This is a genomic window from Pantoea sp. X-Soil-TKNS-1211, assembly GCF_059730495.1.
Genome location: NZ_AP035953.1, coordinates 3,557,502 through 3,569,702, shown reverse-complemented (window position 1 = coordinate 3,569,702; position 12,201 = coordinate 3,557,502). Strand labels below are relative to the sequence as shown.

General features: G+C 55.5%; 12 protein-coding genes. 10 read left to right on the top strand and 2 right to left on the bottom strand.

Features of this window, described 5'->3' with window-relative positions:
* Positions 1 to 3 precede the first annotated feature (3 nt).
* The 4 genes from gcvH (at position 4) to trhA (ending at position 5,038) form a co-directional block, all read left to right on the top strand.
* Positions 4 to 390: a glycine cleavage system protein GcvH gene (gene gcvH, locus AC6I8W_RS16840; RefSeq protein ID WP_497835921.1), complete on the top strand. Its 387-nt coding sequence runs from the start codon at positions 4 to 6 to the stop codon at positions 388 to 390.
* A gap of 81 nt (positions 391 to 471) precedes the next feature.
* Positions 472 to 3,345 (top strand): aminomethyl-transferring glycine dehydrogenase, encoded by a 2,874-nt coding sequence (gcvP, locus tag AC6I8W_RS16835; RefSeq protein ID WP_497835920.1) that lies wholly within the window; start codon positions 472 to 474, stop codon positions 3,343 to 3,345.
* A 60-nt stretch (positions 3,346 to 3,405) separates the two neighbouring features.
* Positions 3,406 to 4,149 (top strand): SDR family oxidoreductase, encoded by a 744-nt coding sequence (locus AC6I8W_RS16830; RefSeq protein ID WP_497835919.1) that lies wholly within the window; start codon positions 3,406 to 3,408, stop codon positions 4,147 to 4,149.
* Between the two features lie 235 nt (positions 4,150 to 4,384).
* On the top strand, positions 4,385 to 5,038 hold the full coding sequence (trhA, locus tag AC6I8W_RS16825) for a PAQR family membrane homeostasis protein TrhA (RefSeq protein ID WP_497835918.1): 654 nt from the start codon (positions 4,385 to 4,387) through the stop codon (positions 5,036 to 5,038).
* Positions 5,039 to 5,077: 39 nt separating this feature from the next.
* Here trhA and ygfZ read toward each other — a convergent pair whose 3' ends face one another.
* Entirely contained in the window at positions 5,078 to 6,061 is a 984-nt protein-coding gene (ygfZ, locus tag AC6I8W_RS16820; RefSeq protein WP_497835917.1) for a tRNA-modifying protein YgfZ, read from the bottom strand.
* A 226-nt stretch (positions 6,062 to 6,287) separates the two neighbouring features.
* On the opposite strand from ygfZ, the gene sdhE reads away from it, so the two are divergent.
* Together sdhE and AC6I8W_RS16810 are read left to right on the top strand one after the other, a co-directional pair.
* The gene (gene sdhE, locus AC6I8W_RS16815; RefSeq protein ID WP_013510327.1) at positions 6,288 to 6,554 is read left to right on the top strand and encodes an FAD assembly factor SdhE; all 267 of its coding nucleotides are present in this window, start codon (positions 6,288 to 6,290) and stop codon (positions 6,552 to 6,554) included.
* A gap of 40 nt (positions 6,555 to 6,594) precedes the next feature.
* Complete coding sequence (locus AC6I8W_RS16810; RefSeq protein WP_497835916.1) at positions 6,595 to 6,930, top strand: protein YgfX; 336 nt, start codon at positions 6,595 to 6,597, stop codon at positions 6,928 to 6,930.
* Positions 6,931 to 7,017: 87 nt separating this feature from the next.
* Here AC6I8W_RS16810 and fldB read toward each other — a convergent pair whose 3' ends face one another.
* On the bottom strand, positions 7,018 to 7,536 hold the full coding sequence (gene fldB / locus AC6I8W_RS16805) for a flavodoxin FldB (RefSeq protein ID WP_021184617.1): 519 nt from the start codon (positions 7,534 to 7,536) through the stop codon (positions 7,018 to 7,020).
* Between the two features lie 102 nt (positions 7,537 to 7,638).
* On the opposite strand from fldB, the gene xerD reads away from it, so the two are divergent.
* The 4 genes from xerD (at position 7,639) to prfB (ending at position 12,199) form a co-directional block, all read left to right on the top strand.
* The gene (gene xerD, locus AC6I8W_RS16800; protein ID WP_497835915.1) at positions 7,639 to 8,532 is read left to right on the top strand and encodes a site-specific tyrosine recombinase XerD; all 894 of its coding nucleotides are present in this window, start codon (positions 7,639 to 7,641) and stop codon (positions 8,530 to 8,532) included.
* A 22-nt stretch (positions 8,533 to 8,554) separates the two neighbouring features.
* The gene (gene dsbC / locus AC6I8W_RS16795) at positions 8,555 to 9,268 is read left to right on the top strand and encodes a bifunctional protein-disulfide isomerase/oxidoreductase DsbC (RefSeq protein ID WP_497835914.1); all 714 of its coding nucleotides are present in this window, start codon (positions 8,555 to 8,557) and stop codon (positions 9,266 to 9,268) included.
* 6 nt (positions 9,269 to 9,274) lie between these two features.
* Entirely contained in the window at positions 9,275 to 11,005 is a 1,731-nt protein-coding gene (gene recJ / locus AC6I8W_RS16790) for a single-stranded-DNA-specific exonuclease RecJ (protein ID WP_497835913.1), read from the top strand.
* A gap of 95 nt (positions 11,006 to 11,100) precedes the next feature.
* A protein-coding gene (prfB, locus tag AC6I8W_RS16785; RefSeq protein ID WP_152521887.1) for a peptide chain release factor 2 occupies positions 11,101 to 12,199 on the top strand; the annotation gives its coding sequence in 2 pieces (ribosomal slippage) (positions 11,101 to 11,175 and positions 11,177 to 12,199; 1,098 coding nt in all).
* The last annotated feature ends 2 nt before the right edge of the window (positions 12,200 to 12,201 follow it).

Genomic DNA, 12,201 nt, shown 5'->3' with positions numbered 1-12,201 from the left:
GCGATGAGCAATGTACCAAACGAATTGAAGTACAAAGACAGCCATGAGTGGGTGCGCAAAGAAGCTGACGGTACTTATACCGTCGGCATCACCGAACATGCTCAGGAGCTGTTGGGCGATATGGTGTTTGTCGACCTGCCGGAAGTGGGCCGTGTCGTTGAGAGCGGTGAAGATTGCGCGGTAGCGGAATCGGTGAAAGCAGCTTCTGATATTTACGCTCCCCTGAGTGGCGAAATTCTGGCCGTCAACGAAGAACTGGAAGGTTCACCGGAACTGATCAACAGCGATCCATACACCGACGGTTGGCTGTTCAAAATCAAAGCCAGCGATGAGTCAGAACTCGACTCGCTGCTGGATGCCGACGGTTATAAAAAAACCATCGAAGAATAAGCGCCAGTAACAGAAGGTGTCGCGTGGCGGCACCTTCTTTTTTGTCTGTTAATACCCAGCTCGATTCAGGATTTACTGCTAATGACTCAGACTCTCAGCCAGCTTGAACATAACGGCGCTTTTATTGAGCGCCATATCGGACCTACGCCGGAACAACAGGCCACCATGCTGGAAGCGATCGGTGCCAGCTCGCTGGAAGCGTTGATCGGTTCCATTGTGCCTGCCGATATCCAACTGCCGGGTCCGCCCGCAGTGGGTGATGCGGCCACCGAGCAGCAGGCGCTGGCAGAGCTGAAGGCAATTGCCAGTCAGAACCAGCGTTACAAATCCTGGATTGGTATGGGCTATACCGCCGTAATCACCCCACCGGTGATCCTGCGTAATATGTTGGAAAATCCAGGCTGGTATACCGCGTACACGCCGTATCAACCGGAAGTGTCGCAGGGCCGTCTGGAAGCACTGCTGAACTTCCAGACCCTGACGCTGGATCTGACCGGTCTTGATATCGCATCTGCATCGCTGCTGGATGAAGCCACCGCAGCCGCCGAAGCGATGGCGATGGCCAAACGCGTCAGCAAGCTGAAAAATGCCAACAAATTCTTTATCGCCGACGACATCCATCCGCAGACGCTGGATGTGGTGCGTACCCGTGCAGAAACCTTTGGTTTTGAACTGATCATCGATAGCGCAGCCAAAGCGCTCGATCATGATGACCTGTTTGGTGTGTTGCTACAGCAGGCTGGCACCACCGGTGAAGTGCATGACTACCGTTCCCTGATTGCCGAGCTGAAAAGCCGCAAAGTGGTGGTGAGTGTCGCCTCTGATTTTATGGCGCTGGTTCAACTGGAAGCACCGGGCAAGCAGGGCGCAGACATCGTATTTGGTTCTGCTCAACGTTTCGGCGTGCCAATGGGTTACGGCGGACCGCACGCAGCATTTTTTGCCAGCCGTGACGAGCACAAACGTTCGATGCCTGGCCGCATCATCGGTGTCTCGCGTGATGCTGCCGGTAACACCGCGCTGCGCATGGCGATGCAAACCCGTGAACAGCATATCCGCCGTGAGAAAGCCAACTCCAACATCTGTACATCACAGGTGCTGCTGGCGAACATCGCCGGTTTCTATGCGGTTTATCACGGACCGGCAGGTCTGAAGCGTATTGCTTCACGCATTCACCGTCTGACCAGTATTCTGGCGACTGGGCTGAAAAATGGCGGTCTGAAACTACGTCACAACAGCTGGTTCGATACCCTGACGGTGGAAGTGGCTGACAAAGCGGCGGTGCTAAACCGTGCGCTGAGCTTCGGTGTGAACCTGCGTAGTGACATTCATAACGCCGTGGGCATCACGCTGGATGAAACCACCCGTCGTGAAGACGTCCAGGCGCTGTTCGCCATTTTGCTTGGTGATGAGCACGGTCTGGACATTGATGCACTGGACAGCGCCGTGGCCGCTGAAAACAGCGCCATCCCGGCGGGCCAGCAGCGTCAGAGCGCGATTCTGGAGCACCCGGTATTTAACCGTCATCACAGCGAAACTGAGATGATGCGTTATATGCACAGCCTGGAGAAAAAGGATCTGGCACTGAACCAGGCGATGATCCCGCTGGGTTCCTGCACCATGAAACTGAATGCGGCGGCGGAAATGATCCCGATCACCTGGCCGGAATTCGCCGAACTGCACCCGTTCTGCCCGGCAGAACAGGCTGGTGGTTATCTGCAAATGATCGGTCAACTGTCGCAGTGGCTGGTGCAACTGACGGGCTACGATGCGCTATGTATGCAGCCGAACTCTGGCGCGCAGGGCGAATACGCAGGCCTGCTGGCGATCCGTCGCTACCACGAAAGCCGTAACGAAGGCGAGCGCCATATATGTCTGATCCCCAGCTCTGCACACGGCACCAATCCGGCGTCGGCACAGATGGCCGGGATGTCGGTGGTAGTGGTGGCTTGTGACAAGCAGGGCAACATTGACCTTGGTGATCTGCGTGAAAAAGCGGCGCAGTCGGGGGATAAACTCTCCTGCATCATGGTGACCTATCCGTCTACACACGGCGTGTACGAAGAGACCATCCGTGAAGTGTGCCAGATCGTGCATCAGTACGGCGGCCAGGTTTATCTTGATGGTGCCAACATGAACGCTCAGGTGGGGATCACCACGCCAGGCTATATCGGCGCGGATGTTTCGCACCTCAACTTGCATAAAACCTTCTGCATTCCGCACGGCGGTGGCGGCCCGGGTATGGGGCCGATCGGTGTGAAAGCGCATCTGGCCCCATTTGTACCAGGCCATAGCGTGGTACAGATTGACGGCGTGCTGACGCAGCAGGGGGCGGTCTCCGCAGCGCCATTCGGCAGCGCCTCGATTCTGCCGATCAGCTGGATGTACATCCGCATGATGGGTGCAGAAGGGTTGAAGCTGGCGAGTTCGGTAGCGATCCTCAATGCTAACTACATTGCCAGCCGTTTGCAGTCCGCCTATCCGATTCTCTATACCGGCCGCGATGATCGCGTGGCGCACGAATGTATTCTGGATATTCGTCCGCTGAAAGAACAAACCGGTATCAGCGAAATGGATATCGCCAAACGCCTGATCGATTACGGTTTCCATGCGCCGACCATGTCGTTCCCGGTGGCGGGTACGCTGATGGTGGAGCCGACGGAATCCGAGAGCAAAATCGAGCTGGATCGCTTTATCGATGCGATGCTGGCCATCCGTATGGAAATTGATCGTGTGGCCGATGGTGAATGGCCGGCAGAAGACAACCCGCTGGTCAATGCGCCGCATACTCAGATGGAAATCGTCGGTGAGTGGGCGCATCCGTACAGCCGCGAGCTGGCGGTATTCCCGGCAGGGAGTGCCAACAAATACTGGCCGACGGTAAAACGTCTGGATGATGTGTTTGGCGATCGCAACCTATTCTGTAGCTGCGTACCGATGAGCGAGTATGCATAAGCTACACTGAACCACACGTTATTGAAGGCCGGGAAACCGGCCTTTTTCTTTGGAGGCAAAATGGAACTGGCTTTAGTCACGGGAGCGAGTCGCGGCATCGGTCGTGCCACGGCGTTATTACTGGCGCAGGCAGGTTATTGTGTGGCGGTAAATTACCGTCAGCGTGAGGTCGAAGCGCAACAGGTGGTGGCGGACATCGAAGCACAGGGTGGCCAGGCTTTCACGGTGCAGGCAGATATCGCCGATGAAGCGCAGGTGATGCAAATGTTTCAGCAGCTTGATCGTCACGATGCTTCGCTCAAGGTGCTGGTCAACAATGCTGGCATTCTGTTTCAGCAGTGCCGCACTGAAGACCTGACAGCTGCGCGTATCCAGCGCGTGTTTGCCACCAATGTCACCGGTACTTTCCTGTGCTGCCGCGAAGCGGTGAAGCGCATGGGAACACATCACGGCGGCAGCGGTGGCACCATCGTCAACGTGTCATCCGCGGCAGCCAGAACCGGGGCGCCAGGGGAATATGTCGACTACGCTGCGTCCAAAGGGGCAATGGACACGCTCACCAAAGGCTTATCGCTGGAAGTTGCGGCGCAGGGGATTCGCGTTAACGGCGTACGTCCGGGATTTATTTACACCGAGATGCATGCTGATGGCGGCGAACCGGGCAGAGTAGATCGGCTTGCCAGCGTCATCCCAATGGGGCGCGGCGGTCAGCCGCAGGAGATCGCTGAGGCTATTGTCTGGCTGACCAGCGAGGCAGCATCTTATATCACCGGCACCATCATTGATGCGGCGGGTGGGCGGTAAACAAAATATTCTCCGATCCGTAGCGGCGCGATTTATCGCGCAGGTTTTCCGGCACCGCGCACGAAATTGCGCGATAAATCGCGCCGCTACACACTTTCCCGTTGTCTGATCACGCAGGTTGTAACACCGATTCACAGTTTAATTTAAGCGTACATGTGTACACTGAAATTAATTCTGGTTACTCTGATGCACAGAAAAAGCACAGTCAGTTTCTTCGTTTTCGGGACGCACTCGCATGGTACAGAAACGTCTTATCGCTCAGGGTTATTCGCTGGCAGAGGAGATCGCTAATAGTATCAGCCACGGATTGGGCTGCCTGTTTGGCATTATTGGTTTAGTATTATTGCTGACGCAAGCTGTTGAAATGCAGGCAGATGTCACGGCGATCACCAGCTACAGTTTGTATGGCGGCAGCATGATTCTGCTGTTCCTGGCGTCGACTCTTTATCACGCCATTCCGCACCAAAAGGCCAAGTACTGGCTGAAGAAATTGGACCACTGCGCCATCTATTTACTGATTGCGGGCACTTACACGCCATTCCTGCTGGTAGGACTAACATCGTCGCTGGCTAAAGGGCTGATGATTGTCATCTGGAGCCTGGCGCTGGCGGGTATTATCTTTAAGCTGACCATCGCCCATCGCTTCAAAGTGTTGTCACTGGTCACTTACCTCAGCATGGGCTGGTTATCGCTGGTGGTGATTTATCAGCTGGCGACAAAATTATCAGCGGGCGGTGTCTGGCTGCTGGCGGCGGGAGGGATCGTTTACTCGCTGGGGGTGATCTTCTATGTTGCGCGACGCATCCCCTACAACCATGCGATCTGGCACGCTTTTGTGCTGGGTGGCAGCGTTTGCCACTTCTGCGCGATTTATTTCTATGTGATGTAAAGGCGCGATAAATCGCGCCATTACGGAGCCTGGCCTGGATTAATCTTCGAGAGAATAGGGCAGCGGCTGGATGGTCAGCTTGCCGCCTTCATCGCCCTCGACCCGCAGCACGCTATCCGGCTCCAGGTCGTTATTCATCACCACCTGCACCCATACCTCACCGTCATCCAACTGAACGGCGGTGAGTACCGTACCGGTACGACGCCATCTATCACCCATCTGTAATTCCAGCGAACCATCGGCCGGTGGCAGATGGCTGGCATGACCGGCCAGCCAGTACAGTGCGCGTTTGTTGGCACCACGGAATTTCGCGCGTGCCACCATCTCCTGGCCGGTGTAGCAGCCTTTTTTGAAGCTAATGGCGTCCAGCGCTTGCAGGTTGGTGGCCTGCGGGATCAACTGTGCACTGGTGGCGCTGTCGATCACCGGGATACCGGCTTCAATATCCAGCGCCAGCCATTGCGTGCTGTCATTGAACTGCGCATCACCGGTCAGTTTATCCTTCAGCGCTTCGGCCTGAGCCAGCGTGGTGACCAGCAGGAAGCGTTCGGCTGGTTGTTCAAACCACAGCAGAGTCGTGTCACCTTGCTGGACTACCGGGGTTGTGGCATCCGGTAACACCGGAAACAGGTCTGCCAGCGCGGTGCGCGCCTGAAAACCGGCCATACCCAGCAGCACCGCATCATCATCGGCGGCAATAGTCACCTTGGCGAATACGGCATATTTTTTCAGCTCAGGAAGCTGAGTATCGCGCAGATTACGGCGTACCAGGTAGCCATAACCTTCGCCACGATGGAACAGACGCAGGCTGCTCCACATTTTCCCTTTGGCATCGCAGTGCGCTGCCGGACGATGCTGCGTCGCATCCAGCGCGGCCACATCCAGCGTCAGCTGGCCTTGCAAATACGAAGTACTGTCTTTGCCCTGCACCGCGACCAGCGCCCACTCATCGAGTGACATCAGGGTTAAAGGCAGGCGAGATGATGCAGTCGGCTGACGAGGAGGAAGGGTAAATATGGGCATGGGTTTTTCCTGATCAATGGGTTCATCCGTAGACAATGTTTCCATGTTAAAAGAGCAGCGCGGCATTGCAACCTGTTTGCGGAATCCGACGCACAAATCGCGTGATAACCCTGCATTGTGTAAAAGGGTTTTGCGCGTTGCTGCACAGCCAGCGCAGTGACGCCTGCACCCGCGAAAAAAAGCAGGTACACTGAGCGCCATTGTTTGCCGCTGTGGAATAAGAGACATGGATATTCATGACAAAGCCCGCGTCCAATGGGCGTGCCGTCGTGGCATGCTGGAGCTGGACATCGCCATCATGCCGTTTTTCAAATATGAGTATGATTCGCTGACTGATGCCGACAAACAGGTGTTTGTGGCGCTGCTGAAAAGCGATGATCCGGATTTATTCAACTGGATGATGAACCACGGTGAACCGGTCGACCCCGAGTTCCAACGCATGGTGAAACTGATTCAGCAGCGTAATCGTGAACGCGGTCCGGTGGCGATGTAAGCTGCATCCCTCGCGCAGCGCCCGGATAATACAGGCGCTGATGCTACTGTTCTGCTGTTTGTTGGTGGTTTGCCTGCCGTGGCCGGAAATGTGGCGCTGGAGCAAAGTTCCGTTGCTGTTACTGTTGCTGGCAGAGGGCTGGCGTCACCAACGCCAGCTGCAACAGCGCTGCGGGCCACTCTCACTGGATCAACAGGGTATCTGGCAGTGGGATAATATGCGCTGGTGCAATGTGCGTACGCCAGAATGGTTGCCGTTCGGCGTGTTGCTGGTGCTGCGTAACGAGCAGGGGCAGCGCAGGCGGTTATGGCTGATGTATGACAACATGCCAGAAGGCAGCTGGCGCAGATTGCGCGCCTGCTGCTTAAGCCCGTAGCGGCGCGATTTATCGCGCTCTTTTGACTTTTACGATGGCAAAAATACGCGCGATAAATCACGCCGCTACGTGAGCAAGCATTACGCCTTAAAGCAGGGCGGCGGTTTCCGTCAGAATCTGTTCACACCACTGTTCGATACGTTCATCACTCAGTTCGAACTGGTTCACATCATCGAGCGCCAGACCAACAAATTGTTTGCCATCGGCGGTTAAGGGTTTCGGGCTGGTAAATTCGTAGCCTTCCAGCGGCCAGTAGCCAACGAACTGCACGCCCATCGGCTGCAACAGTTCATGCAGCATGCCCAGCGCGTCGAGAAACCATTCGCTGTAGCCGATCATATCGCCCATACCATATAGCGCGACGATCTTCCCGCGCAGATTCAGCGCCGGAATCTGCGGCCAAATCGCTTCCCAATCTTCCTGTAACTCACCAAAATCCCAGGTAGGGATACCAAGGATCAGCAAATCGTACTGCTCCATCAGTGCTGGATCGTCATCTTTCAGATTGTGCAGGGTGACTAATTCTTCGCCAATAAAGTCGCGGATCTTCTCCGCAGTCATTTCGGTGTAGCAGGTACTTGAACCGTAAAACAGGCCGATATTCATGCAATTAATGCTCTGTCTGAAACTGACTCTGGCGCAATTGTACCAGAAGCAGGTGCTTTTCAGGCATAATGAGCACGATTTCATACCGGCTGGAGGGAGAAAGTGACAGACAGCGACCTGATCGAACAGTTTCTGGATACGCTCTGGATTGAGCGCAATCTGGCACAAAATACCCTCGCATCTTATCGTCAGGATCTGCAAACCCTCACCGGTTGGCTGCATCACCATGAGCGCACGCTACTGACGCTGGAAGCGCTCGATTTGCAGCAGTTTCTGGCGGAGCGGGTAGAAGGGGGTTACAAAGCCACCAGTTCGGCTCGTACCCTGAGCGCCATCCGTCGGTTGTTTCAGTATCTGTATCGCGAAAAGCTGCGCAGTGATGATCCCAGCGCACTGCTTTCCGCCCCAAAACTGCCGCAGCGTTTACCGAAGGATCTGAGCGAAAGCCAGGTGGAACGCCTGTTACAGGCTCCCTCGATTGAGGTTCCACTCGAACTGCGCGACAAAGCGATGCTGGAATTACTTTACGCCACCGGCCTGCGTGTTTCTGAGCTGGTGGGTCTGACGTTGAGTGATGTCAGCCTGCGTCAGGGGGTGGTGCGGGTGATTGGTAAAGGCAACAAAGAACGGCTTGTGCCGATGGGTGAAGAAGCGATTTACTGGATTGAGCATTATATGACGCATGGCCGTCCGTGGTTGCTCAATGGCCAGACGCTGGATGTGCTCTTCCCCAGCAATCGCGCGCAAAAGATGACGCGTCAAACGTTCTGGCACCGTATTAAGCACTACGCTTTGCTGGCCGGAATCGACAGCGAAAAACTGTCGCCGCATGTGTTGCGCCACGCTTTTGCGACACATCTATTGAACCATGGTGCCGATTTGCGCGTCGTACAGATGTTGTTAGGTCACAGCGACCTTTCCACTACCCAAATTTATACGCACGTTGCCACCGAGCGCTTGCGATTGTTACATCAACAGCATCATCCGCGCGCCTGATTCGCGGCAACAAGGAAATGAGATGAAAAAACAGTTAACGATGCTGGCTCTGCTGGTCAGCACTTTCTCCGGGCTGGTGCATGCCGATGACAGCGCTATCCAGCAGGCTTTGAAAAAATTAGGCCTGCAACAGACGGAAATTCAACCGTCACCGCTGCCTGGCATCAAAACCGTGCTGACGGAGAGTGGCGTATTGTACGTCACCGAAGATGGTAAACATATGATTCAGGGGCCGTTGTACGATGTCAGCGGCGCACAGCCGGTGAACGTCACCAACCAGTTGCTGGAGACCAAAGTCAAAGCGCTGGAACCACAGATGATTATCTACAAAGCGCCGAAAGAACAACATGTGATCACCGTTTTTACCGATATCACCTGCGGCTATTGCCGCAAGCTGCATGAGCAGATGGCTGACTACAACGCACTGGGCATCACCGTGCGTTACCTGGCGTTCCCGCGTGAAGGCCTGCATGGGCAGGTAGAAAAAGCGATGAGAGCTATCTGGTGCAGTGCCGATCGTAACAAACAGTTTGATGAAGCGATGAAAGGCAATGCACCACAGATGGATGCTCCGGCGACCTGCAAAATCGACCTCGACCAGCAATATAAACTGGGCATCCTGTTCGGTATCCAGGGCACCCCGGCTATCCTGACTGACAGCGGCATGATGATCCCTGGCTATCAGGGACCGCAGGAGCTGAAGCAGGCGCTCGATAGCCAGAAAAGTGGCGGTTAATCCACAGTGACCCATTCTGTTGAACTGCGTCGGCGTGAATTTCATGCCGACGATACCTTACCTGGTGATTTGCCGCCGCTGCTGCGTCGGCTCTACCTGCAACGCGGCGTACGCGATGCTGCGGAACTCGAACGAGGTGCGAAACATCTGCTGCCGTGGCAAACGTTGGGCGGCATTGATGCCGCCGTTACGCTGCTGTATCAGATGCTGCGTGATGGTCGGCGTATTGTGGTGGTGGGGGATTTTGATGCCGATGGCGCTACCAGTACCGCATTAACGGTACTGGCGCTGCGCAGCCTCGGCGGCAACATTGATTACCTGGTGCCCAACCGTTTCGAAGATGGCTATGGCCTCAGCCCGGAAGTGGTGGAGCAGGCGCGGGCGCGCGGTGCCGAGATGATCCTCACGGTGGATAACGGTATCTCATCGCATGCGGGTGTTGATACGGCACATCAGCATGGCATTCCGGTGCTGGTCACCGATCACCATCTGCCGGGTGAAACGTTGCCTGCCGCCGAAGCCATTGTTAACCCGAATCTGAACGACAGCGATTTTCCCTCACGGGCGCTGGCAGGCGTGGGCGTTGCCTTCTATCTGATGTTGGCGCTGCGCGCCTATCTACGGACGCAAAACTGGTTTAGTGATGGCCGTGCGGAACCGAATCTGGCGGAATGGCTTGATTTGGTGGCGCTGGGCACTGTGGCTGACGTGGTGCCGCTCGATGCCAACAACCGTATTCTGGTGTGGCAGGGCTTAAGTCGCATCCGCGCCGGGAAATGCCGTGCGGGTATTCGTGCCTTGCTGGAAATTGCCAATCGTGATGCACGGCAGTTGGTAGCGAGCGATTTAGGCTTCGCGATCGGTCCGCGCCTCAACGCGGCCGGGCGTTTGGATGATATGTCGGTGGGGGTCGCCTTGTTGCTGACCGAAGACATCACCGAAGCGCGCATGCTGGCAAACGAGCTGGACGCGTTGAATCAGACGCGCAAAGAGATCGAGCAGGGCATGAAAAGCGAAGCCCTGGCGTTGTGTGATGCGCTGGAGCGACAGCACGCCGATTTGCCGCTCGGTCTGGCGTTTTATCATCCCGAATGGCATCAGGGCGTGGTGGGGATTCTGGCTTCACGCCTGAAGGAGCGCTTCCACCGTCCGGTGATCGCTTTCGCCCCGGCAGGTGACGGTACGCTGAAGGGGTCAGGTCGCTCGATTGCCGGGCTGCATTTGCGAGATGCGCTGGAACGGCTCGATACCCTGTTTCCTGGCATGATGATCAAATTTGGCGGTCACGCGATGGCGGCAGGTTTATCGCTGGAAGAAGCCCGTTATGACGAGTTTCGTCAGCGTTTTGCCGCGTTGATCGATGAATGGCTGGCTGGCGAAGCGTTGCAGGGGGTGATCTGGTCCGATGGCGAATTGCGCGCGCAGGAGTTTTCGCTGCAAACCGCCGAGCTGCTGCGTGAAGCAGGTCCGTGGGGCCAGGCATTCCCTGAGCCGGTATTTGATGGTCGCTTTAAACTGCTGCAACAACGGCTGGTGGGTGAACGTCATCTGAAAGTGATGGTGGAGCCGATCGGTGGTGGTCCGTTGTTGGATGGGATCGCTTTTAATGTCGATACGACCTTATGGCCGGACAGCAGCGTGCGTCAGGTTGAACTGGCCTACAAGCTGGACATTAACGAGTATCGCGGCAACCGTTCGGTGCAGCTGATTATCGACCATCTGTGGGCGCTGGCATAAGCGGCCACAGAGGCTATAAAAAAAGCGCGCTTTCGGTTAGACTAGCGCGTTAGATTTTTCTCCTCTCACGAATCGTCAAAAAAGACTGAAAAGCCATGTTTGAAATCAACCCGGTCAAAAACCGTATTCAGGACCTCACCGAGCGCAGCGACGTTCTTAGGGGGTATCTTTGACTACGATGCCAAGAAAGAACGTCTCGAAGAAGTAAACGCCGAGCTGGAACAACCTGACGTTTGGAACGAACCTGAGCGTGCACAAGCGCTGGGTAAAGAGCGTTCGTCGTTAGAAATCATCGTCGGTACCCTGGACCAGATGTATCAGGGGCTGGAAGATGTGCAGGGTCTGCTGGAGCTGGCAGTTGAAGCCGACGACGAAGAGACCTTCAACGACACCATTGCCGAGCTGGACGTGCTGGAAACCAAGCTGGGTGAACTGGAATTCCGTCGTATGTTCTCCGGCGAATACGACAGCGCCGACTGCTATATCGATCTGCAAGCCGGTTCCGGCGGCACCGAAGCGCAGGACTGGGCCAGCATGCTGATGCGCATGTACCTGCGTTGGGCGGAAGCCAAAGGTTTCAAAACCGAGATTATTGAAGAGTCAGAAGGTGAAGTGGCCGGTCTGAAATCTGCCACCATTCGCGTTTCTGGCGAATATGCTTTCGGTTGGTTGCGTACCGAAACCGGCGTACATCGCCTGGTGCGTAAGAGTCCGTTTGACTCCGGTGGTCGCCGCCACACCTCCTTCAGTTCTGCCTTTATCTACCCGGAAGTGGATGACGATATTGATATCGAAATCAACCCGGCGGATCTGCGTATTGACGTTTACCGTGCTTCGGGCGCGGGTGGTCAGCACGTTAACCGTACGGAATCTGCGGTGCGTATCACCCACATTCCCACCGGCACCGTGACCCAGTGTCAGAACGACCGTTCGCAGCATAAGAACAAAGATCAGGCCATGAAGCAGATGAAAGCGAAGCTGTATGAGCTTGAGATGCAGAAGAAAAATGCTGAGAAACAGGCGGCGGAAGATAACAAATCTGACATCGGCTGGGGCAGCCAGATCCGTTCATACGTTCTTGATGATTCGCGCATCAAAGATCTGCGCACTGGCGTAGAAACGCGCAACACCCAGGCGGTGTTGGATGGCGATCTCGATCGTTTTATTGAAGCAAGTTTAAAAGCAGGGCTATAAGG

What these genes read in the sequence shown, in the direction of transcription:
- gcvH (WP_497835921.1), top strand. Translation starts at nt 4, where the DNA reads ATGAGCAATGTACCAAACGAATTGAAGTACAAAGACAGCCATGAGTGG.
- gcvP (WP_497835920.1), top strand. Translation starts at nt 472, where the DNA reads ATGACTCAGACTCTCAGCCAGCTTGAACATAACGGCGCTTTTATTGAG.
- AC6I8W_RS16830 (WP_497835919.1), top strand. Translation starts at nt 3,406, where the DNA reads ATGGAACTGGCTTTAGTCACGGGAGCGAGTCGCGGCATCGGTCGTGCC.
- trhA (WP_497835918.1), top strand. Translation starts at nt 4,385, where the DNA reads ATGGTACAGAAACGTCTTATCGCTCAGGGTTATTCGCTGGCAGAGGAG.
- ygfZ (WP_497835917.1), bottom strand. Translation starts at nt 6,061, where the DNA reads ATGCCCATATTTACCCTTCCTCCTCGTCAGCCGACTGCATCATCTCGC.
- sdhE (WP_013510327.1), top strand. Translation starts at nt 6,288, where the DNA reads ATGGATATTCATGACAAAGCCCGCGTCCAATGGGCGTGCCGTCGTGGC.
- AC6I8W_RS16810 (WP_497835916.1), top strand. Translation starts at nt 6,595, where the DNA reads ATGCTACTGTTCTGCTGTTTGTTGGTGGTTTGCCTGCCGTGGCCGGAA.
- fldB (WP_021184617.1), bottom strand. Translation starts at nt 7,536, where the DNA reads ATGAATATCGGCCTGTTTTACGGTTCAAGTACCTGCTACACCGAAATG.
- dsbC (WP_497835914.1), top strand. Translation starts at nt 8,555, where the DNA reads ATGAAAAAACAGTTAACGATGCTGGCTCTGCTGGTCAGCACTTTCTCC.